The sequence below is a fragment of the Pseudomonas sp. LBUM1655 genome (genome assembly GCF_059716085.1).
Genome location: NZ_CP166801.1, coordinates 305,338 through 325,465, shown reverse-complemented (window position 1 = coordinate 325,465; position 20,128 = coordinate 305,338). Strand labels below are relative to the sequence as shown.

The 20,128-nt window shown below is 60.6% G+C and carries 17 protein-coding genes; 9 read left to right on the top strand and 8 right to left on the bottom strand.

What is annotated here, in order from left to right; translation table 11 throughout:
* Positions 1 to 2 precede the first annotated feature (2 nt).
* The gene (locus tag ACA074_RS01435; RefSeq protein WP_497678312.1) at positions 3 to 2,915 is read right to left on the bottom strand and encodes an aminotransferase; all 2,913 of its coding nucleotides are present in this window, start codon (positions 2,913 to 2,915) and stop codon (positions 3 to 5) included.
* A gap of 147 nt (positions 2,916 to 3,062) precedes the next feature.
* Between ACA074_RS01435 and rfbC the strand changes: the two genes are divergently transcribed.
* The 4 genes from rfbC to ACA074_RS01415 are packed head-to-tail and all read left to right on the top strand — an operon-like array spanning position 3,063 to position 7,293.
* Entirely contained in the window at positions 3,063 to 3,608 is a 546-nt protein-coding gene (gene rfbC / locus ACA074_RS01430; RefSeq protein ID WP_489879671.1) for a dTDP-4-dehydrorhamnose 3,5-epimerase, read from the top strand.
* Between the two features lie 42 nt (positions 3,609 to 3,650).
* Positions 3,651 to 5,459, top strand: a complete 1,809-nt coding sequence (locus ACA074_RS01425) for a sensor histidine kinase (protein ID WP_187678917.1) — start codon at positions 3,651 to 3,653, stop codon at positions 5,457 to 5,459.
* Positions 5,456 to 6,841, top strand: a complete 1,386-nt coding sequence (locus tag ACA074_RS01420) for a sigma-54-dependent transcriptional regulator (protein ID WP_497678311.1) — start codon at positions 5,456 to 5,458, stop codon at positions 6,839 to 6,841. Before ACA074_RS01425 ends, ACA074_RS01420 begins: the two co-directional genes overlap by 4 nt.
* Positions 6,838 to 7,293 (top strand): YiiD C-terminal domain-containing protein, encoded by a 456-nt coding sequence (locus ACA074_RS01415; protein WP_497678310.1) that lies wholly within the window; start codon positions 6,838 to 6,840, stop codon positions 7,291 to 7,293. The genes ACA074_RS01420 and ACA074_RS01415 overlap by 4 nt, the downstream gene beginning before the upstream one ends.
* 73 nt (positions 7,294 to 7,366) lie before the next feature.
* Here the strand turns inward: ACA074_RS01415 and cysQ are convergent, their stop codons facing one another.
* Positions 7,367 to 8,194 carry a 3'(2'),5'-bisphosphate nucleotidase CysQ gene (gene cysQ, locus ACA074_RS01410; RefSeq protein ID WP_497678309.1) on the bottom strand — a complete coding sequence of 276 codons (828 nt, stop codon included), beginning with the start codon at positions 8,192 to 8,194 and terminating at the stop codon, positions 7,367 to 7,369.
* Positions 8,195 to 8,201: 7 nt separating this feature from the next.
* Complete coding sequence (gene nudE, locus ACA074_RS01405; protein ID WP_497678308.1) at positions 8,202 to 8,771, bottom strand: ADP compounds hydrolase NudE; 570 nt, start codon at positions 8,769 to 8,771, stop codon at positions 8,202 to 8,204.
* 88 nt (positions 8,772 to 8,859) lie between these two features.
* Here nudE and yrfG point away from each other — a divergent pair, with 88 nt between their 5' ends.
* Positions 8,860 to 9,522: a GMP/IMP nucleotidase gene (yrfG, locus tag ACA074_RS01400; protein WP_497678307.1), complete on the top strand. Its 663-nt coding sequence runs from the start codon at positions 8,860 to 8,862 to the stop codon at positions 9,520 to 9,522.
* A gap of 115 nt (positions 9,523 to 9,637) precedes the next feature.
* On the opposite strand, the gene lysM is transcribed toward yrfG, so the two are convergent.
* On the bottom strand, positions 9,638 to 10,087 hold the full coding sequence (lysM, locus tag ACA074_RS01395; protein ID WP_497615988.1) for a peptidoglycan-binding protein LysM: 450 nt from the start codon (positions 10,085 to 10,087) through the stop codon (positions 9,638 to 9,640).
* A gap of 139 nt (positions 10,088 to 10,226) precedes the next feature.
* Between lysM and ACA074_RS01390 the strand changes: the two genes are divergently transcribed.
* From ACA074_RS01390 to ACA074_RS01375, 4 genes are all read left to right on the top strand, one after another.
* A complete protein-coding gene (locus ACA074_RS01390) occupies positions 10,227 to 11,114 on the top strand; it encodes a LysR family transcriptional regulator (protein WP_187679420.1) in 888 nt (295 codons plus the stop codon).
* A gap of 92 nt (positions 11,115 to 11,206) precedes the next feature.
* The gene (gene fdhD, locus ACA074_RS01385) at positions 11,207 to 12,046 is read left to right on the top strand and encodes a formate dehydrogenase accessory sulfurtransferase FdhD (RefSeq protein ID WP_497678306.1); all 840 of its coding nucleotides are present in this window, start codon (positions 11,207 to 11,209) and stop codon (positions 12,044 to 12,046) included.
* Complete coding sequence (locus tag ACA074_RS01380) at positions 12,043 to 14,391, top strand: FdhF/YdeP family oxidoreductase (protein ID WP_187679418.1); 2,349 nt, start codon at positions 12,043 to 12,045, stop codon at positions 14,389 to 14,391. The genes fdhD and ACA074_RS01380 overlap by 4 nt, the downstream gene beginning before the upstream one ends.
* Positions 14,392 to 14,740: 349 nt before the next feature.
* On the top strand, positions 14,741 to 15,217 hold the full coding sequence (locus ACA074_RS01375) for a glycine zipper domain-containing protein (protein WP_095190584.1): 477 nt from the start codon (positions 14,741 to 14,743) through the stop codon (positions 15,215 to 15,217).
* A gap of 69 nt (positions 15,218 to 15,286) precedes the next feature.
* Here ACA074_RS01375 and ACA074_RS01370 read toward each other — a convergent pair whose 3' ends face one another.
* The 4 genes from ACA074_RS01370 to ACA074_RS01355 all read right to left on the bottom strand — a co-directional run bounded on the left by ACA074_RS01370 (position 15,287) and on the right by ACA074_RS01355 (position 19,954).
* Positions 15,287 to 15,706 (bottom strand): acyl-CoA thioesterase, encoded by a 420-nt coding sequence (locus ACA074_RS01370; protein WP_231990980.1) that lies wholly within the window; start codon positions 15,704 to 15,706, stop codon positions 15,287 to 15,289.
* Positions 15,707 to 15,810: 104 nt separating this feature from the next.
* Entirely contained in the window at positions 15,811 to 17,034 is a 1,224-nt protein-coding gene (locus tag ACA074_RS01365) for a 3-hydroxyacyl-CoA dehydrogenase (protein ID WP_497678305.1), read from the bottom strand.
* Positions 17,035 to 17,141: 107 nt separating this feature from the next.
* Entirely contained in the window at positions 17,142 to 19,070 is a 1,929-nt protein-coding gene (locus ACA074_RS01360) for a RecQ family ATP-dependent DNA helicase (protein WP_497678304.1), read from the bottom strand.
* A gap of 380 nt (positions 19,071 to 19,450) precedes the next feature.
* Positions 19,451 to 19,954: a polysaccharide deacetylase gene (locus tag ACA074_RS01355; protein ID WP_401267675.1), complete on the bottom strand. Its 504-nt coding sequence runs from the start codon at positions 19,952 to 19,954 to the stop codon at positions 19,451 to 19,453.
* Positions 19,955 to 20,128: the final 174 nt, after the last annotated feature.

The following is a 20,128-nucleotide window of genomic DNA, read 5'->3' as shown; positions in this document are numbered from 1 at the left end:
GCTTACAGGCCTTCGGTAAGCACCCGATCCAGCATGTCGACAAAGAAATCCACACTGCACCGCGAGGTCACCATCGGCGGTTTGATCTTGAGGATGTTCAGGTCATCGCCGGTCGGTTGCATGAAAATCCCCAGCTCGCGCAGGCGATCGCACAGCGATGTGGTCTCTTCAGTCGCCGGTTCCAGTGTGTCGCGATTACGGATCAGCTCAACCCCCAGATAAAAACCGGAACCGTGCACCGCGCCCACCAGCGGATGTTTATCGATCAACGCCTCGAGCCGCGCCTTGAAGTGGCCGCCGACCACTTGGGCGTTCTCCCAGAGTTTTTCTTCTTCCATCACATCAAGCACGGCCATGCCGATCTGGCAGCTCACAGGACTGCCACCGGCCGACGAGAAGAAGTAACCCTCAGCCTCCAGCGCTTCGGCGATTTCCCGGCGAGTAATGACCGCACCGAGTGGCTGGCCGTTGCCCATGCCTTTGGCCATGACAATGATGTCCGGCACCACACCTTGTTCTTCGAAGCCCCAGAAGAAATGGCCCATGCGCCCGTAACCGACCTGCACTTCATCGGCGATGCACACACCGCCCTGCGCGCGGACCAACGCATACACCTGCTTCAAGTAACCGGGTGGCAGCGAGATGCCACCGGCATTGCCATACACCGGTTCGCAGATAAACCCGGCCAGTTGACGCTTCTGCTCAGCGATTTTCGCCAGATGATGCTCGACGCTGCGCACATAGTCCGGCGCCGAATCGAGGCCACGGAATTCGCCACGATAAATGTTCGGCGCGATCACCGGATGCACCCAGTCCGGACGGCTTTCAAGGGCTTTCGGGTTGTCGGCAATCGAGGTCGACACCGCATCGGCACCGATCGTCCAGCCGTGATAAGCCTCCAACACGCTGACCATGTCGCGACCGCCGCTGTAGGCCCACGCCAGACGAATCGCCAGGTCATTAGCCTCGCTGCCGCTGTTGACCAGAAACACCCGATCCATGCCTTCCGGCGCCAGTTTCAGCAAGCGCTCGGAGAACTCGGCCACCGCCGCATAGTTGAAGCGTGAGTTGGTGTTGAGCAGCGACCACTGGCGAGCAGCGACCGCCGCCATGCGCGGATGACCGTGACCGAGCACCGCCACGTTGTTGAGCATGTCGAGGTAGGAACGGCCCTGCATGTCGATCAGGTGATTGCGCCAGCCGCGCTCGATGCGCGGCGGATCAACGTAATAGTGTTTTTGCGTGCGGGCAAAACTGGCGTCGCGGCGCTCAAGCAAGGTCTTCGAATCCAGCTCCTGCTCGGCATCGCAGGCCAATCCAAGCAAAGCTGCCGGTGACGGACACAGCGCCTGCCACGCGGCCGCACGGGACGGCGTACAGAACAGCGGCGCATCCCATTGCGCGCCGCGACTCAGTTGTACGATCAACGGCCCGCTGACCGAACCCAGCACCTGACCTTTGACCAGCGCCGCCCCGCTTTGCAGCGATGGCGTCACGCCCCACAAACGTACGCTGAGCTGTGGGCCGTCCAGTTGCAGCGCTCCCTCTGGGCGCTGATGAACCACACCGGCAAACGGCGACTCCACAGGCGTGCCATTGGGCACGCGCAATTCGACGTGCAGCGGGAAGGTGTCCGGCTCAGCGGCACTGTCCGGTTGAGTACGCGACAAACGGTATTGGCCATAACGACTCGCCGCCAGACCATGCGCGGCAGCCGCTTCATTCAACAATCGCTGGTCGATGCCCTCCTGCTCCCAGTTGCCCGCCTCGAAATGCGGACTGAGAACGCCGAGGTCGATCAGAGCAAATTCACGCCCGACCAGACTTGGCAGCAACGGCGCAAAGTCTTCGCCGTTGATCGCCGCCAAGGGTTGCCCGACCGCGCTGAGGATCGCCGCCTCCATCAACGCCAGCGGCACGGATGTCGCGACGCGGAAGATTTCCCACTCGTGGGTGAGGTTGTCGCGGCTATAGGTATTGGCGGGGTCGATACTGACCTGCTGCTCGCCACTGAGCACCAGCACCGCCGCCCGGGCGACGATCAGTGGCCACAGGGCTTGCAGTTCTTCGTGTTGCAGCGGATTGACGGCGTGATAAGCCTGAACCGCCGGCAGAATCACAAACGGATCGCCGTCGGCGTGATGCAGCAATGCGGCGCATGTCACCGACAGATCGGTAATGCGCCAGGTGCGGATCAGGTCGCCGAAATCGATCACACCCTGCAATTGCCAATGGCGCTCGGCGTCGCGCTGCCAGACGGCGTTGTCGTCAGTGATGTCCATGTGAATCGCCTGCACCGGCAGTTTGTCCACCAGTGGCTGCAAGCGGCGCTCGGCCTGCTCGGCGGCGTCGGCGATCAATGCGCGCTGCTGGTCGTCCTTGATCACTGGCAGCAAATGACTGATCAGTGCGCTGGCATGGCGCGCGTCCCATTGCAATGTGCGCTCAAGGCCCGGGTGGTCAAACCCGGCCAGTGCCAGGTCCATCTCACCGCAGAGCCGGCCAAACCCGGCCACCACGTCATGGCCCAAGTGATCGAGATGGGTCAGCGGCTGACCTTCGATGTAATCGAGTAGCCGCACATGTACCGCCTCGCCATCGACTTGCAGCGTCAGCAGGTCCTGACCGTTATTGGCGGCAATCACCCGCGGCACATTTACTGTGCAGTGTTCGGCCAGATACTTTAGGCCGGCATGCTGGGCCTGCAACTCGACAAGGGCGTAATCGCCACGGCAGATTTTCAGCACAAACCGCCCGCGCTCACTGTCTACGCGATAGTTAAGATCTTGCTGACTGCCGAGGGCCTGTAACGTGCCGCCGAGCCCGTAATGTTCGGCGAGCCATTGCAAGGCCTGCGCCTCTGAAACCTGCGGGCTGGGCAAACTGGCGCGATGAATCAACGTGGCGAGCGGCATGAAACGACCCCTGAAATTTTATTAGGCGCTTATATCGCCACTGCTTCGGAGGATGCGCAACCCCTGATCGTGGTTATTCGAGCGCTCGCATCCACCGGCACTTTGCGCAAGAATGTCGGCCATTCACACCTGCCTATGGAAAACCTCATGGATGTAATCACCACCGACCTGCCCGGTGTTCTGATCATCGAACCCAAGGTGTTCGGTGACGAGCGCGGTTTCTTCTACGAGAGTTTCAACGCCAAGGCATTCCAGGACGCGACCGGCCTGGACACCCAATTCGTTCAGGACAACCATTCGCGCTCGCAAAAAGGCGTGCTGCGTGGCCTGCATTACCAGTTGGAAAACACCCAGGGCAAACTGGTGCGCGTCACGGTCGGTGAAGTGCTTGATGTGGCTGTGGACATTCGCCGCAGCTCGCCGCACTTCGGCAAGTCGGTGGCGGTGCGCCTGTCGGCTGAAAACCATCGTCAACTGTGGGTACCGAAAGGTTTCGCCCATGGCTTCGTAGTGCTGAGCGAGTTCGCCGAGTTCCTCTACAAGACCACCAACTACTACGACCCATCGTCCGAGCGCAGCATTCGCTGGGACGACCCTGCTCTGGGTATCGACTGGCAATTGGACGAAGCGCCGAAACTCTCGGCGAAGGATCAAGCTGCAGCGTTGCTCAAGGACGCTGACGTCTTTTCCTGAGGCCGGGCATAATGCGCCTGTTCCCTCAGGCGCATCCGGCTCATGAAACCATCCCTTCCCCGCAGACCCCGCTGGCGCAGCCTTGCCCTTCTGGCCCTGTGTCTGGCGCCTTTACTGTGGCCGTTGGAACATCTGGCCGAGCGCTATTACCGCAGCGAACTGGCCGGACAGAATCGCCAGACCCTCGACCTCTACGTCGCCAACCTGCTGGGCACCCTGCACCGCTATGAAGTGTTGCCGCAGATCCTCGGCGACCTGCCGGCCCTGCGTACCGTGCTTGGAGCGCCAGACGATGGTGTTACCCAAGGCAATGCCAACCGTCTGCTGAAAAACATCGCCGCACAGACTGGCGCCGAAGTCATGTACCTGATGGACACCACCGGGAAAACACTCGCGGCGTCGAACTGGGACAAACACGATAGCTTCGTGGGCCGCAATTTCTCCTTCCGCCCGTATTTCAGCGAAGCCATGGCCGGGCGTCTCGGGCGCTTTTTCGGTCTTGGAACGACATCGGCCAAGCGCGGCTACTTCTTCGCCGCTGCGGTGCGTAATGGTGAAAAAATCACTGGCGTGCTGGTGATCAAAGTCGATCTCGACCACACCGAAAGTCTCTGGGGCAAAACCCCGGAACAACTGCTGGTGACCGACCATAACGGTGTGGTCATCCTCACCTCGCGTCCTGAATGGCGCTTCCGCTCGACCCGCGTCTTGAGCGATACCGAGCGCGCAGCGATCACCGCAATCCAGCCCTACCCGACCCGTGAACCGCGTCCGCTGAACCTCAGCCCCGATGCCTGGCTGACACAAACCCACGACATCGCCGAAACCGGCTGGAGCGTCAGCATTCTTGCGCCGCGCACGCTGATCGACCGCCCGGTGCGTACGGTGGTCGCCATCGGTGGCGCCACGCTATTGGTTATGATGCTGCTTCTCGGCCTGATGATGCAGCGCCGCCGCCACTATCTGGAGCGCATCGCGTTTGAAGCCAAGGCCCGTCGTGAACTGGAAGGCCGCGTCGCCGAACGCACCAGCGACCTCGAAGGCCTCAACCGCCGCTTGAAACAGGAAGTGCTGGAGCGCGAACAGGCGCAACAAGAACTGGTTCGTGCTCAGGATGATCTGGTACAGGCCGGCAAGTTGTCAGCGTTGGGGACCATGTCGGCAAGCATCAGCCACGAACTCAATCAGCCGCTGGCGGCGATCCGCAGCTACGCGGAGAACGCTGAAGTGCTTCTCGACCATGAGCGTACTGACGACGCGCGCGGCAACCTCAAACTGATCAGCGAACTGACCGGGCGCATGGCGTCGATCATCGCCCACCTGCGTGCGTTCGCCCGCCGCGATCGTCACGCCCCGGAGAGCGTCGCCCTGCAACCGGCGCTGGACGATGCTCTGGCCTTGCTGGCCAAGCGTCGGCGCAGCATGGAAGTCGAGCTGATCCGCGACCTGCCCGCCGCCACCCTGTGGGTCGAAGCCGGGGAAACCCGCCTGCGCCAGGTACTCGGCAATCTGCTGGCCAACGCCCTCGACGCCCTCACCGAAAAGGGCCCGCCGCGCAAATTGTGGCTGAGTGCCGAATCCACTGCCGAAGGCGTCAATCTGTACATTCGCGACAACGGCCCGGGGTTCTGTATGGAAGCCCTCGGTCGCGCCAGCGAGCCCTTCTACACCACCAAGACCCGTACTCAAGGTCTTGGTCTGGGTTTGGCGATTTGTGAAACCCTGATGCGCGCCTTCGGTGGTGAACTGTCGTTCTCCAACCACAAACAAGGTGGCGCCTTGATCACCCTGCGGCTGCGCGCCGGCGCGCCCGGGGTCAGCCTGCAACCGTCCGAGGATCGAAGTGCATGACCATCGACAATCGCATTCAGGTGGTGTTGATCGACGACGATCCGCACCTGCGTCAGGCCCTCGGCCAGACCCTGGATCTGGCCGGGCTGAAAATCCTCCCGCTGTCCGAAGCCAAGGGGCTGGCAGCGCAACTGGAGCGCGACTGGCCGGGTGTGGTGGTCAGCGACATCCGCATGCCGGGCATGGACGGTCTCGAATTGCTGAGCGAGTTGCACGCCCAGGATCCCGAGCTGCCAGTGCTGCTGATCACCGGCCACGGCGATGTGCCGCTAGCCGTGCAGGCGATGCGTGCCGGGGCTTATGACTTCCTCGAAAAACCGTTCGCCAGCGACGCCCTGCTCGACAGCGTGCGCCGCGCCTTGGCCGTGCGCCGCCTGGTGCTGGACAACCGCAGTCTGCGTCTGGCCCTCAGCGATCGCAATGAACTGAGCGCGCGTCTGGTCGGCCACTCGACACCGATGCTGCGCCTGCGCGAGCAGATCGGCGCGTTGGCGGCGACCAAGGCTGATGTGTTGATCCTTGGCGAAACCGGGGCTGGCAAAGAAGTCGTCGCTCGGGCATTGCATGACCTGTCGAGCCGCCGCAACGGCCCGTTCGTGGCGATCAATGCCGGGGCGCTGGCTGAATCAGTCGTGGAAAGTGAACTGTTCGGTCATGAGCCAGGCGCCTTCACTGGCGCGCAAAAACGCCGGATCGGCAAGTTCGAATTCGCCAATGGCGGTACGTTGTTCCTCGATGAAATCGAAAGCATGAGCATGGACGTGCAGGTGAAGTTGCTGCGCATGCTGCAGGAGCGCGTCGTTGAACGTTTGGGCGGCAATCAGCTGATTCCGCTGGATATCCGCGTGATCGCGGCGACCAAGGAAGACCTGCGCCAGGCCGCTGATCAGGGCCGCTTCCGTGCCGACTTGTATTACCGTCTCAACGTCGCGCCATTACGCATTCCCCCGCTGCGCGAACGTGGCGAAGATGCGCTTGTGCTCTTCCAGCATTACGCCGATGAAGCCAGCGCCCGCCACGGCTTGCCGCCGCACGAACTGCAACCGGCACAACGTGCCCTGCTGCTCCGCCACACTTGGCCTGGCAACGTGCGCGAGTTGCAGAACGCGGCCGAACGTTTCGCCCTTGGCCTGGAACTGGCGCTGGATAACACCGGCACCGAAGGGGGTGGCGCGACCGTTGAAGTCATCGCCGGCGGACTCAGCGAGCAGGTGGAAAACTTCGAGAAGTCGCTGATCGCCGCCGAACTGTCGCGCGCCCACAGCTCCGTGCGCAGCCTTGCCGAAGCGCTGGGCATTCCGCGCAAGACGCTGCACGACAAACTGCGCAAGCACGGCTTGAGCTTTGCCGACAGCGGCGCCCACGGAGATGAAGCCGAATGAACAGCGACAGTCGCTATCTGGAATCGGTCCTGCATCACGACATTCCCCTGACTCAGGCGATGGGCCTCAAAGTGCTCGACTGGCAGGCGCAGCAGCTGAGTCTGCACTTGCCGCTGGATGCCAACGTCAACCACAAAAGCACCATGTTCGGCGGCAGTCTCTACTGCGGGGCAGTGCTGGCCGGTTGGGGCTGGCTGCATTTGCGCCTTAAGGAAGAAGGGATCGAGGACGGGCACATCGTGATTCAGGAGGGGCAGATCAGTTATCCCCTGCCAGTGAAGGGGGATGCCACGGCGATTTGCCCGGCGCCGGAGGCGGCGGTGTGGAAGAAGTTTCTGGCGATGTATCAGCGTTATGGACGGGCGCGGTTGACGTTGAATACGCGGATCGTCAATTCCGGGAATGATGAGGACGCCGTGACGTTTAGCGGGCAGTACGTTTTGCATCGTTAAAGCAAAGATCGCAGCCTGCGGCAGTTCCTACAGGTTTATCCATGTAGCTGCCGCAGGCTGCGATCTTTTGATCTTAACCGCGGGCCAACTCCAACAACCTCGCTCGCCACGCTGCCTTCGCCGGCAGCGCCAAAAAGAACTCGTTCAGCAACGATTCCCGCGCCGGATAGCAGAACGCGTCACCGCGCAAATCCAGCACCTCACCGCCCGCGCCTTCCAGCACACCCTGCGCCGCCGCCGTGTCCCACTGCGAAGTCGGTGCCAGTCGCGGATAACAATCCGCCGCACCTTCAGCCAGCAGGCAGAACTTCAACGAACTGCCGATATTGGCCAGTTGCAGCTCACCCAGACTGGCGCTGAGTCCTGCGAGCAAGCGCTCCTGCTCAGGACTGGAATGCCGACGACTGGCCACCACCGTAAACGCCTCACCCGGCGCCGGCACGTCGCGCACCTGAATCGAAACCGGTGTGCCGCCCTTGTCCCAGCGCCACGCGCCCAACCCGTTACCACCGACGTAATAACGACCGTTGGTCGGCATCGACACCACACCAAACACCACCCGGCCGTTTTCGATCAGGGCGATGTTGACGGTGAACTCCTCACTGCCACTGATGAACTCCTTGGTACCGTCCAGCGGATCCACCAGCCACCAGCGCTGCCAGCCGGCGCGCACGCTTTGCGGGATATCGGCGTCCTCTTCGGACAGCACCGGAATGCTCGGATCCAGCGCCGTCAGACCCGCAACGATCAGGTGATGCGCGGCCAGGTCCGCAGCGGTCACCGGCGAATCATCGGACTTGGCCGTGACTTCAACGCCTGCGCGCCAGAACGGCAAAATCGCTTCGCCTGCCTGCAATGCCAGCTCGATCACTGGCGCCATCAACGGGTGCGGGAAATTCATCAAACGCTCACTCATAACTGAAAAAACCGCGCTGGCTCAGCAGGTCGCGGGTCAAATAAAGCGCCGCCAAGGCGCGCCCTTCGGAAAACTGCGGATTCAGCGCCAGCGCCGACAATTCCCGCAGATTGACCTTGTCGACCCGCATCGGCTCGGGCTCATCGCCCTCCAGACGTTCCTCGTACAGATCGGTGGCCAGCACCACCTGAATCTTCTGGCTCATGTAACCGGGCGACAGCGACAGCTCGGTCAGATGTTCCAGTTGCCGCGCGCCGAAACCCGCCTCTTCCTTGAGTTCACGCTCGGCCGCCGCCAACACATCTTCGCCCGGCTCGATCAAACCTTTAGGCAAGGACAACTCGTATTCGTCAGTGCCGCCGCAGTATTCCTCGACCAGCACCGCGTGCTCGGCATCGAGCATCGCCACGATCATCACCGCGCCGTATCCCGCCCCCTTGCCGACCAGCCGCTCGTAAGTGCGCTCCACGCCGTTGGAAAAACGCAGCTTCAGTTCTTCGACGCAAAACAGGCGGCTGGTGGCGACGATTTCGCGGGCAAGTACAGTGGGTTTCTGGCGCATGCAAAGCTCCTTGGCGTGAACGCGCTACTATAACGCGGCTTTCCCGATTGTTTACGTCGGATATCTTTTCACCGTTCGAGACGTTGCCATGCCTTCATTACCCTGGTCCGACATCGATACCGTTCTGCTGGACATGGACGGCACGTTGCTGGATCTGCACTTCGATAACCATTTCTGGCTGGAACATCTGCCCCAACGTTACGCCGATCTCCACGGGATCAGCCGGGCCATGGCCGAGATGGAATTGCAGCCGCTGTTCGAGCGCCATGCCGGTCAATTGCAGTGGTATTGCCTGGATTTCTGGAGCGCGGAGCTGAAGTTGTCAGTGCGTGAATTGAAGCAGGAAACCGCGCACCTGATCGCCCTGCGCCCGGATGCCGATACCTTTCTGGCGGCAATAAACCGGGCCGGCAAACGGGTGATAATGATCACCAACGCGCACCGTGATTCGCTGTCGTTGAAGCTGGAGCGGATTGAACTGGCGCCGTACTTCGAGCGGTTGATCAGTTCGCACGATTACGGTTACCCCAAGGAGAACCCGCAGTTCTGGGATGCCTTGCAGACGGATATCGGTTTTGATCCGGCGCGCAGTCTGTTCATCGACGACACCTTGCCGATCCTGCGCAGCGCGCGGGATTTCGGTGTGGCGCACTTGTTGGCGGTCAAAGAACCGGACAGCCGCAAAGGGCCGAAAGATACTGCGGAGTTTGCAGCGGTCGAGGATTACCGCGACCTCATTTCCGGTTTATGAAGATCCATTGTGGCGAGGGGATTCATCCCCGATGGGCAGCGCAGCGGCCCTGGTTTTTTTGCGCCTGCTGCGCAGCCGGTCGGGGATAAATCCCCTCACCACAGGATCTTGCAGATTACTCAGGGATACGCAGTACCTGCCCCGGATAGATCTTGTCCGGGTGTTTGAGCTGAGGCTTGTTCGCCTCGAAAATCTTGTTGTACTTGTTGGCATCGCCATACACGCGTTTGGAAATTGCGCTCAGCGTGTCGCCCTTCTCGACCGTGACAAATTTCGGCTCAGTCTTGCCACCGCCGGTCACGGTGATTTGATCATCTACACTACTGACGCCGGTCACGTTACCCAACGCCAGCAGAATTTTTTCTTTTTCCTCTTGGGTGGCCGCTTCACCCGTAGCAATGACTTTCTCGCCTTCAACCTTGACCTGGATCTTCGACGTGTCGATGCCCGTCAGCGCGGCCTGCACGTGTTTGGTAAGCGCCGCACCATTGGCCTCGGCCTTCTCCGGCGTCAGCGCATCAATGATTTTTTCACCGGCTTCTTTCAAAAAGCTGAAAAGGCTCATCGTGTTCTCTCCATGAAATATAGGTTCGTCGCTCAAGCCTAGACCACCAATGACAAACCCGGTTCCAAGCCGACCAATGACCCTGCCGCCCCCCAAGCGGTAGAATCACCCACCCCCGCCGCCACCCTTCGGAGCGAAGATGGACATCAAGCAGCTGAAATTCCTCATCGCCCTCGACGAAACCCGCCACTTCGGCCAAGCCGCCGCGCGCTGCCATATCACCCAGCCGACCCTGTCGATGCGCCTGCGTAGCCTTGAAGAAGAGCTCGACCTGCCGCTGGTCAACCGTGGCCAGCGTTTCGAAGGCTTCACCGCGCCGGGCGAACGGGTGCTGGCGTGGGCGCGCACGGTGTTGGCGGCTTATGACGGTTTGCAGGCGGAAGCGGCGGCGTGTCGCGGCAACCTGATCGGCACGCTGCGCTTGGGCGTGGTGCCGCTGTCGAGCTTCGATCCGTTGCCGCTGATGCAACGCCTGCACGCCGCGCACCCGGATCTGCGTTTCGAACTGTCGGCGCTCAGTTCCGAGCAGATCCTCGAGCATCTGGCGAACAATCGCATCGACCTTGGCGTGTCTTATCTGGATCGTCTGGATAACGAACGCTTCGAAGCCCTGGCTTTAAGCGAAACCCGCATGGGCCTGCTCTACGACCAGCGCTCGTTCACTTTTGGCGAGGCGCCGTTAAGCTGGGAATCGTTGATCGAACTGCCGTTGGGCATGCTGACCAGCGGCATGCATTTTCGCCAGTCCATCGACCACAACTTCCACAGCCGTAACCTGACGCCGCAGCCGTTGCTGCAAACCGACGCTGTGCATCAATTGTTACAAGCCGTACACAACGGCTTTTGCTGCGCGATCATGCCGCTCGACGGAGGCCTCGAAAAGCTTACCGATCACCTGCGCCTGCAACCGATCGAGAATGCTCAAACCCTCGCGTCGCTGGGCCTGATCATGCGCCGTGGTGCCCCGCGTTCGGCGCTGGCCGAAGCCTGTTTTGCGCTGTATCAAAAATCACCAGGCGAGTCTTGATCGACGGCATCTATCGGAAGATCGACATTAGCGATTAGACGCGACATCTTGCCGCGCCTAGTCTTAGCGTTGATCAATCCGTCGGTGATGCCATGAACGCCAAGCGCCCAGCCTGCGCGGCGCCTGCACTTGAAACGCCCGCGCCCGCCGCCAGCCAGACCTACAGTTACAGCGATTTGCCCCTCGAGGAATCGGCCAGCACCGCGCTGGCCGAGGAAGTCGCGTTGGCGATCGCCTACAACGGCATCAGTCAAGCGGTCATGCTGGTGACGCCGACGGACCTGGAAGACTTCATCGTCGGTTTCAGCCTCGGCAGCGGCATCATCGAAGACGCTACCGATATCTATGACCTGCAACTGACTGGCGCAGGCTCGGCGCAATACGCGCAAGTGACCATCGCCAACCGTGCCTTCTGGAACCTCAAGCAACAACGTCGCCAGTTGGCCGGCACCAGTGGTTGCGGCTTGTGCGGCGTCGAAGCGGTGGAACAAGCGCTGCCCGATCTCAAAGTGTTGGCCGGCGCGCCGTTGCCACCGCTTGCATGGCTCGACGGTTTGCGCCAGCGCATCGGCGCGTTCCAGCCGCTCGGCCAGCACTGCGGTGCGGTGCATGCGGCGGTGTTCATGAACGCCAACGGTGAACTGCTGCTCGGGCGCGAAGACATCGGCCGGCACAACGCCCTCGACAAGCTGATCGGCGGGCTGATCCGCCAGAAGATATCCACAGAAGGCGGACTGGCGATTGTCACCAGCCGTTGCAGCCTCGAATTGATCCAGAAAGTTTTGCGCGCCGGCATCCAGACCCTGGTCAGCCTGTCCGCCCCCACGGGCCTTGCCGTGCAATGGGCCCGTCGACACAACCTCAATCTCATCCACCTGCCGCAGAAAAGTGCGCCGCGGGTGTATAGCCCCGCGATGGAGAATCAAGCGTGAGCCAACATCATCAAGCCGACCAGAAACCTGTCCCGCGCTACAAGCCTTACAAAGGTGCAGCCGGCGGCTGGGGTGCCCTGATCAGTGTGGCCCAGGCCTGGTTGACCAGCGACAACGCGCTGAAAAACCTGCGCATGATGCTCAAGACCAACCAGAACGGCGGCTTCGACTGCCCGGGTTGCGCCTGGGGCGATTCGCCGGAAAGCGGCATGGTCAAATTCTGCGAGAACGGCGCCAAAGCGGTGAACTGGGAAGCGACCAAGCGCCGGGTGGATGCCAAATTCTTCGCCAAACACAGCGTGACTTCGCTGCTGGAGCAGAGCGATTACTGGCTTGAGTATCAGGGCCGCCTGACCGAGCCGATGGTCTACGACGCCGAGACCGATCGTTACAAACCGATCGCTTGGGACGACGCGTACGCCCTGATCGCCAAACATCTGCAAAGTCTGCCGAGCCCGGATCTGGCCGAGTTCTACACCTCGGGTCGCGCCAGCAACGAAGCGGCGTATCTGTATCAGCTGTTCGTGCGCGCCTTCGGCACCAACAATTTCCCTGACTGCTCGAACATGTGCCACGAAGCCAGCGGTGTGGCGTTGGCGCAAAGTGTCGGCGTCGGTAAAGGCACCGTGACTTTCGACGATTTCGAACACGCCGACGCAATTTTCGTCTGGGGCCAGAACCCGGGCACCAACCACCCGCGAATGCTCGAACCGCTGCGCGAAGCAGTGAAACGTGGCGCTCAGGTGGTGTGCATCAACCCGCTGAAAGAACGCGGTCTGGAACGCTTCCAGCACCCGCAACACCCGATCGAAATGCTCACCAACGGCGACAAGCCGACCAACACCGCGTATTTCCGCCCGGCACTGGGCGGCGACATGGCAGTGCTGCGCGGCATGGCCAAGTTCCTGCTGCAATGGGAACGCGATGCGCAGAAGGCTGGCGCCCCGGCCGTGTTCGACCACGACTTCCTCAACGCCCACAGCGCCAATGTGCTGGAGTACCTCGGCGTTGTCGACGACACGTCATGGGAGCAGATCGTCGAGCAATCCGGCCTGACCCTGGTGGAAATCGAGCAAGCGGCGCGCATGTACGCCAAAGGCAAGAACGTGATCATGTGCTGGGCCATGGGCATCACCCAGCATCGCCATTCGGTGCCGACCATTCAGGAAATCGCCAACCTGATGTTGCTGCGCGGCAACATCGGCAAGCCGGGCGCGGGCCTGTGCCCGGTGCGCGGCCACAGTAACGTGCAGGGCGACCGCACGATGGGCATCAATGAACGTCCGCCGGTGGCGTTTCTTGATTCGCTTGAGCGTCGCTTCCAGTTCAAGGTGCCGCGTGAAAACGGCCACAACGTGGTCGAGGCAATCCATGCGATGGCCGAGGGCCGCGCCAAAGTCTTTATCGGGCTGGGCGGCAACTTCGCCCAGGCCACGCCAGACAGCCCGCGCACGTTCGCGGCGCTGAGCAATTGCGACCTGACCGTGCAGATCAGCACCAAACTCAACCGCAGCCATCTGGCTCACGGTAAAGACGCGTTGATCCTGCCTTGCCTGGGCCGTACCGACATCGACATCCAGACTGAAGGCCCGCAAGCCGTCACCGTGGAAGACTCGTTCAGCATGGTCCACGCCTCCAACGGCCAGTTGCAGCCGCTGTCGAATCAGATGCGCTCGGAACCGTCGATCATCGCCGGCATCGCCGCCGCGACCCTGGGCAGCAAACCGGTGGACTGGAACTGGCTGGTGGCCGATTACGGGCGTATCCGCGAGCTGATCGCCGACACCATTCCCGGCTTCAAGGAGTTCAACGAGAAGGTCAAAAATCCGGGCGGCTTCTACCTCGGCAACAGCGCCGGCGCACGTAAGTGGAACACGCCATCGGGCCGCGCCAATTTCCGCCCGAACCTGCTGCCGAAGGATCTGGTACACGAACGCACCCGCGCGACCGGACAGTTGCCGGATCTGATCCTGCAATCGATGCGCTCCCACGATCAGTACAACACCACGATTTACGGCCTCGACGACCGTTATCGCGGGGTGAAAGGTCAGCGTGATGTGTTGTTCGTCAACGAAGCCGACATTATTCGCCTGGGCTTTCGGCCGGGGCAGAAGGCTGACATCGTTTCGATCTGGGACGATGGTCGTGAGCGTCGGGTGAAGGGCTTCACGCTGTTGGCGTTTGATATTCCGGCTGGACAAGCTGCTGCTTATTACCCGGAAGTGAACCCGCTGGTGCCGCTGGAAAGCACTGGGGATGGTAGCCATACGCCGACATCCAAGTTCATTGCGATCCGGTTGGAAGCGGCAAGCGAGACCGGGTTGATCATGGCCAAGTCCGCTTAAAGGCTGCGATCTTTTTTCTTTTGATCGTTCCCACGCTCTGCGTGGGAACGCAGACCGGGACGCTCCGCGTCCCAATAGCAGACGCGGAGCGTCCAAGGATGCGTAACCACGCATAGCATGGTTACGATCAACGCTTGTTTTTTGCGTTTCCATCGCCCACAAAAAAGGCCGCTTTTTCACAAAAACGGCCTGTCCGAAGTAGCTAAAGACCGGCGAAAATCGCTTAAGTTCCGCCCATAAAACAGTAACTTACGCTTTTGTATACAAGTCGTGCTATTCGTCGGATTTCGATTGTCACGCTTGTTACACAGCCTCAGGATCGGCGCCGTCATCCCTTTGAGGCTCATCTATGAAGTTCTCCTCGATTCTCTTGTTGTCCCTTGGCCTGGTCAGTGGTTTTGCTTCCGCCGGCGGCACCACCGAAGCAGGTGTGGGCGGCGCATTGGGCGGGGTTCTTGGCTCGGTCGTCGGTCAGTCGTTAGGCGGCAATACAGGTTCCACCATCGGCGCAGCCCTGGGCGGCGCGGGTGGTAGTGCGGTAGGCGCAGACAAACGCAGCCGTGGCGAAGCCGCCATTGGCGGTGCGTTGGGCGCGGCCGGCGGTAACGTGGTTGGCCGCAGCATGGGCGGCACCACCGGCAGCCTGATCGGCTCCGCAGCAGGTGGCGGCGCCGGTGGCGCGCTGGGTAACTACATGGGCAACAAAAGCGATGACGATGATCGTCGCTATGATCGCCGTCACGATGACCGTCGCTACTATCGCGACCGTCACCCGGGTCGCGGCCACGCTTATGGCCACCGCAAACATCACAAGTATCGCGACTGAGGCCTAAACACCTCGTTGGCCGGTAAAGCAAAAATCGCAGCCCTAGGGCTGCGATTTTTTTTACTTTTTTCACACCACCAATCTTTCCAGCGCCCCGCGTAACCCGGCAGGAATCGGCACTGGCTGATTGCTCGCCCGATCGACAAACACGTGCACGAAACGCCCGGCGGCACACGCTTCGCTTTCGCCGACCTTGAATACCGCCAGTTCATACTGCACCGAACTGTTGCCCAACTTGCCGACCCGCAAACCGATCTCGATCAGATCAGGGAAAGCGATCGAGGCGAAGTAATCGCACGCCGAACTGACCACAAAACCCACCACCTCTCCGTCATGGATATCCAGCCCGCCAACCTGAATCAGGTAGGTATTAACGGCCGTGTCGAAGAAGCTGTAATAGGTGACGTTGTTGACGTGACCGTAGGCGTCGTTGTCGTGCCAGCGCGTGGTGATTGGCTGGAAATGCGGGTAGTCAGAGCGTTGGTTCATGCGTAGTTCTCGTATTGGGCGTTCTCACGCTGACCGTGAGAACGCCCACTATACCTGTGGGAGCGGGCTTGCCCGCGAAGGCGCCGGCACAGGCGCCACATCATTCAACGGTCAGCAAACCCCTTCCCCTGCGCCGCCAACTCACCAATCAACCGCGCCGGTTTCCACTGATCGCCCTGCCGCGTCTCCAGCGCCAACAAGCGCTGATGAATATCCGCGAGCCCCTGCTGATCCGCCCAGGCCATCGGCCCGCCCTTGTCCGCCGGGAAGCCATAGCCATTCAGATACACCAGATCGATGTCATGGGCCGACTCGGCAATGCCTTCCTGCAGAATCTTCGCGCCCTCGTTGACCAGCGCCAGCAGACAACGCTCAAGAATCTCTTCCGGGCCGATCTCACGACGCTGAAAGCCCAGACTTTCGCTGACCTGCAATACCAGCGCATCAACCTCAGGATCATGCTCAGCCTGACGACTGCCCGGCTCATAGTGGTAGTAACCATTGCCGGACTTCTGCCCAAACCGACCCATCTCGCACAAGCGGTTATCCACCTGAACCTCCGGCGCGTCCTGGCCTTTGCCGGCCAGCTCACGCGCACGCCACTCCAGATCGATACCGACCACGTCGTACATGCGGAACGGTCCCATCGCAAAACCGAAGCCCTGCACCGCCGCATCAACCTGCTGTGGATAAGCGCCTTCAAGCAGCATCTTGCGCGCCTCCAGCACATACGGATGCAGCATGCGGTTGCCGATAAAACCGTGACAGTTGCCGGAGACCACACTGACCTTGCCCATACGCTTGCCCAGCACCAACGCAGCTTCCAGTGCTGCCGGCGAAGTCTGCGCGCCGCGAACGATTTCCAGCAGCTTCATGATGTGCGCCGGGCTGAAAAAATGCAGGCCCAGCACTTGCTCAGGTCGTTTGGTTGCGGCAGCAATCGCATCGATATCCAGCGCCGACGTATTACTCGCCAATAGAGCCTCAGGCTTGAGCAAGCCATCCAGTTCGCGAAAGATCTTCTGCTTGAGCTCAAGGTTTTCGTAGACCGCCTCGATCACCAGATCGACATTGCGGATCGCCGTGTAATCGGCCGCCGCGCTGACCCGCGCGAGACGCGCATCAGCCTCGGCCTGATCGATCCGCCCCTGACGCACGTTATGTGCATAAGTATCGGCAACGGTTGCGAGCGCCTGCTCAAGCATCTGTGGATTGTTATCCACCCATTGCACCGTCACGCCGGCATTGGCCAGGCACATGACAATGCCACGCCCCATGGTGCCCGCACCGATCACCGCCGCCTGCTGAATATCGAATGTCTGGCTCATGTTGTTCTCTTGTTGGCGATCCAAAGACTGGTCTCACCATAGTCAGCCAACGACGGTTTTTGAAGTTTATTACCGTGATGATCGACATTCAGCGGATGGATGCAGCCTCAGAGATGTGCTTGAACCCAACCCCGCACTTCGGCATACGGATACTCCTCCAACGTCGCATAACCGGAAATCGCTCGCGCCTTGAGCTTGGTAAACAGCGGCACACTGATCCCGCACAAAAACCGCGTCAGCCGTTCCGACGTCGGTGCATTGCCCGTGTGCTGCTCATGCCTGTGGATAAAGTCACTGCACAGCGCGGCAAAATTTTTATCCACAAGCGCTGGCAACTCCGGTGGCGCTGGCAGTCGAGCGACATGCCCATGACACACCGAACAATGCCCGCAGCGCTCAGGCGCATCGTGATCACCGAAGTACTCCGCCAGCCGATAACCCAAACAGCGTTCAGTGGCGAACACATCGAGCATCGCGTGAATCCGCGCGACTTCCGTCTGCTCATGGCGGGTGAAGTAATCGTGTAACTCACCGCTCAACACGTCGCTGTCAAAATCGCTTTGCAGCAGGCTGTAGACCTCGGTCATCTGCTTGCTCTCAAGCTCGACCCAGCCCTTCTCCTGGAAATAATCCAGCGCCTTCACCACCCGATTACGCTCAGCCGAATACTGCGAATACATCGCCTCGAAATTCACCGTGGCCCAGGTACGCGCACGGGTCGACGTCTGGATAAGCGCCGCGACAAACTCCCGACGTTCGCCCTCGAAACGCTCAAGCAGCGCCTCAGGCTCCAGCAAGTATTTGAAGCGGTATTCGGCGTAATACGCGTAGCGCGGGGCAATCAAGCCACGCAGCTCCAATTGCACGAGCAAGGTCTTCAGCGGCAACGCGCGGATGTTGCTCTGATCCGCCAGCGGTCCGAGCAGAAACTCCCACTGCCCTTCCGGTTCCGAGGCCTTCAGTTCATCGAGCACATAGCGAATGCCGTCGCGCTCCGGGGTGTCGCCGTAAACGAAGTTTTCCAGCACATTGAGACTGTCACGGTTGGCCAGCACCAGGCAGTCCGACGGCTGCCCGTCACGCCCGGCGCGGCCGATTTCCTGACTGTAGTTTTCGATGGATTTGGGCAGGTCGAAATGCACCACATTGCGTATGTCGCTCTTGTCGATGCCCATGCCGAAAGCGATGGTAGCGACGATGCAATTGGACTGACCGGCCATGAAGCGTTTCTGGATGGCTTCGCGTTTATCGTGGGGCAAACCGGCGTGATAGGCCTCGGCCTGAATGCCGTTGCGCTCAAGGTGTTCGGCGATGTGCTCGGCGGTTTTCTGCAAGGTCACATAGACGATGCTTGGCTGGCCCGGACGCTCGGCCATCCAGTCCACCAGACGCCGCCGCTTGTCCTGCCCGCGCACCGGTTCCACCAGCAGATTGAGATTGGGCCGATAGAAACCGGTCGTCACGACATCCTCGGCGGCAATGGCAAATTTGGCCTGCATGTCGGCGATGACTTTTGGCGTTGCCGTAGCCGTCAACAGCAGGGTTTGCGGGATGTTGAACTGCTTTTGGTAGTCCGGCAGCTTGAGGTAATCGGGGCGGAAATTGTGCCCCCACTCCGAGATGCAGTGCGCCTCGTCCACCACCAGCAACGAGATCGGCACCTGCTGCAAAAAGTTGCGGAAGCGCTCGTTTTTCAGGCGCTCCACGGAGATCATCAGAATCTTCAATTCGCCCGAACGGGCGCGGGCCATCACGTCATTGGCGTCATCGCGGCTCTGCGCCGAATCGATGCTGCCCGCCGAAATGCCGTGGCGTTGCAGAAACGCCAGTTGATCCTGCATCAATGCGAGCAACGGCGAGACCACCAGCGTCAGATTCGGCAGCATCAGCGCCGGTAACTGATAGCAAAGAGACTTGCCAGAACCCGTGGGGAAAATCGCCGCTGCCGAGCGCCCGGCCAGCACCGCGCTGATCGCGGTCTCTTGTCCGGGGCGAAACTGTGGATAACCAAAAACCTGTTCCAGGGTGTTGTGCATTCGCTGTCACTCCATTGACTGCTGCCATGCCAAAAGCCTAGCGGGCGATCGCAGCGAGTCGAGAAAAGGTCGGGGGGCAAATCGATACGAGATGATACAGCCCCGGAGGCCTGGCCACTGGCTGAAACAAACGCCACGATTTGTTTATCGCGGTGTTTGCCGACATCGCGATAGCGTGCCCGCTCCACCTCCGTATCACGCCCGGACGGCTGATGCGCGCAAACATTTCAAAGGAGTGACCATGCACTACAGATTGAAGTTAGCCCTCGTCCTCACCTTCACCGCCCTGATGTTGGGCGGATGCATGCGGGGACCCGAAGACCTTCCGCAGTTCGCCATTTCAGCGACACCGCAAGTCCTCACCGAAACCTGACCTTCACTCAGGGCAGCAGCACCGCCACGCGCAACTGCTCGTTCAATACCTGCTCATGCACGCTCAGGCTCTTGCTCGCCCACAGCGCATGGGCCGGGCTGATATCGCCGGTGAACGCCGCCGCCAACTGACGCAGGTCGGCGACGCTGCGCACCTGCGGACAAAACGGCTGTTCGGCACAGTCCTGACTGGCGTTGCGATAAGTGCTCAGCAAGTGATCCCACAGACCATCGCGCACCTGCCTGATCGATTTGAGCTGCACTTGCGGCACACCCAAACGTTGCTTCAGACCCGATTCGTCGAGCGATTCACTGGCGAGCAAGGCTTTGCCGAACATCAGCACTTCGGCGCGCGAGGCCGTGTCGACATTCGCCTGGCTGTTAAGCGCCTCCGGCCAACCGGTTCGATCCAGATAATTCAACACCAGCGAATTGCCGGGTTCTGCGGCCATCGTCAAACGGCAACCGCTGACCCATAGCAATACAATCGAGGCCATTCGTAGCCACTGCATACCTAATTCCCTTTAAGCGCGTATCGGACGTTTGGAAACGTCCCACAGATTCTGGCGCGCAAGATACAGAGGTTTGGTCGGAAGCGCCTGACAAACCCGTAGGAAACTTCCCGCCTAAGGGTTTTGCCTTGAAAACGCCATGAAAACACGTAGGGCAAATGCCCGAACCCAGGA

What these genes read in the sequence shown, in the direction of transcription:
- ACA074_RS01435 (WP_497678312.1), bottom strand. Translation starts at nt 2,915, where the DNA reads ATGCCGCTCGCCACGTTGATTCATCGCGCCAGTTTGCCCAGCCCGCAG.
- rfbC (WP_489879671.1), top strand. Translation starts at nt 3,063, where the DNA reads ATGGATGTAATCACCACCGACCTGCCCGGTGTTCTGATCATCGAACCC.
- ACA074_RS01425 (WP_187678917.1), top strand. Translation starts at nt 3,651, where the DNA reads ATGAAACCATCCCTTCCCCGCAGACCCCGCTGGCGCAGCCTTGCCCTT.
- ACA074_RS01420 (WP_497678311.1), top strand. Translation starts at nt 5,456, where the DNA reads ATGACCATCGACAATCGCATTCAGGTGGTGTTGATCGACGACGATCCG.
- ACA074_RS01415 (WP_497678310.1), top strand. Translation starts at nt 6,838, where the DNA reads ATGAACAGCGACAGTCGCTATCTGGAATCGGTCCTGCATCACGACATT.
- cysQ (WP_497678309.1), bottom strand. Translation starts at nt 8,194, where the DNA reads ATGAATTTCCCGCACCCGTTGATGGCGCCAGTGATCGAGCTGGCATTG.
- nudE (WP_497678308.1), bottom strand. Translation starts at nt 8,771, where the DNA reads ATGCGCCAGAAACCCACTGTACTTGCCCGCGAAATCGTCGCCACCAGC.
- yrfG (WP_497678307.1), top strand. Translation starts at nt 8,860, where the DNA reads ATGCCTTCATTACCCTGGTCCGACATCGATACCGTTCTGCTGGACATG.
- lysM (WP_497615988.1), bottom strand. Translation starts at nt 10,087, where the DNA reads ATGAGCCTTTTCAGCTTTTTGAAAGAAGCCGGTGAAAAAATCATTGAT.
- ACA074_RS01390 (WP_187679420.1), top strand. Translation starts at nt 10,227, where the DNA reads ATGGACATCAAGCAGCTGAAATTCCTCATCGCCCTCGACGAAACCCGC.
- fdhD (WP_497678306.1), top strand. Translation starts at nt 11,207, where the DNA reads ATGAACGCCAAGCGCCCAGCCTGCGCGGCGCCTGCACTTGAAACGCCC.
- ACA074_RS01375 (WP_095190584.1), top strand. Translation starts at nt 14,741, where the DNA reads ATGAAGTTCTCCTCGATTCTCTTGTTGTCCCTTGGCCTGGTCAGTGGT.
- ACA074_RS01370 (WP_231990980.1), bottom strand. Translation starts at nt 15,706, where the DNA reads ATGAACCAACGCTCTGACTACCCGCATTTCCAGCCAATCACCACGCGC.
- ACA074_RS01365 (WP_497678305.1), bottom strand. Translation starts at nt 17,034, where the DNA reads ATGAGCCAGACATTCGATATTCAGCAGGCGGCGGTGATCGGTGCGGGC.
- ACA074_RS01360 (WP_497678304.1), bottom strand. Translation starts at nt 19,070, where the DNA reads ATGCACAACACCCTGGAACAGGTTTTTGGTTATCCACAGTTTCGCCCC.
- ACA074_RS01355 (WP_401267675.1), bottom strand. Translation starts at nt 19,954, where the DNA reads ATGCAGTGGCTACGAATGGCCTCGATTGTATTGCTATGGGTCAGCGGT.